Source organism: Mesorhizobium sp. M7A.F.Ca.CA.001.08.2.1 (genome assembly GCF_003998455.1).
Taxonomy (GTDB): domain Bacteria; phylum Pseudomonadota; class Alphaproteobacteria; order Rhizobiales; family Rhizobiaceae; genus Mesorhizobium; species Mesorhizobium ciceri.
Genome location: NZ_RZPW01001342.1, coordinates 1 through 732 on the forward strand (window position 1 = coordinate 1; position 732 = coordinate 732).

1 pseudogene is annotated in these 732 nt (G+C 64.3%); it reads left to right on the forward strand.

Annotated elements, in window-relative coordinates:
• A pseudogene (locus EN914_RS37265) lies at window positions 1–732 on the forward strand (adenylate cyclase); the annotation flags it as partial.

The window sequence follows — 732 nt, forward strand, 5'->3', positions numbered from 1 at the left end:
GGATATCCACCGTTCCGCGCGTCGGCTACCGTTTCACGGGGGCCGTCGAACAGCTGGGCGAGGCCAGGCGAAAACCCTTGCCGCTGCCCGACAAACCGTCGATAGCCGTGCTGCCCTTCGTCAATTTCAGCAACGATCCCGAGCAGGATCCCTTCGTGGATGGGTTGACGGAAGACCTGATCACCGACCTGTCCAGAATCTCCGGCCTGTTCGTCATCGCCCGCAACTCGACCTTTGCCTACAAGGGAAAAGCGATGGACGTGCGCGAGATCGCCGGGGATCTTGGCGTGCGCTACCTGTTGGAAGGCAGTGCAAGACGCGCCGCGGGGCGCGTGCGCATCAACGCACAGCTGGTCGACGCGATGAGTGGCGATCATCTGTGGGCGGAACGCTTCGATCGCGGCCTGGAGGATATCTTTGCCGTTCAAGACGAGGTGACGGCCAAGATCGTGGAAGCGCTGCTTGGCCGGCTGCGCGCGCCGCCGCCGCGCAATCGGCCGCGAAATCTGGAGGCCTACGACCTCTGCGTGCGGGCGCGAAAGCTGATCGACGACTCGCCGCAGATGGCGCAGGAAGCGCATCTGATGCTGACGCGCGCGGTGTCGCTCGATCCTGATTATGCCGAGCCCTATCGTTGGCTTGCCATGAACCACTGGATGGGACAGGTGCATTGGGGCGGACCAACCGAGGCTGCCCGCAGCGTTGCCCTGGAGCTGGCGCGCAAGGCGGTGG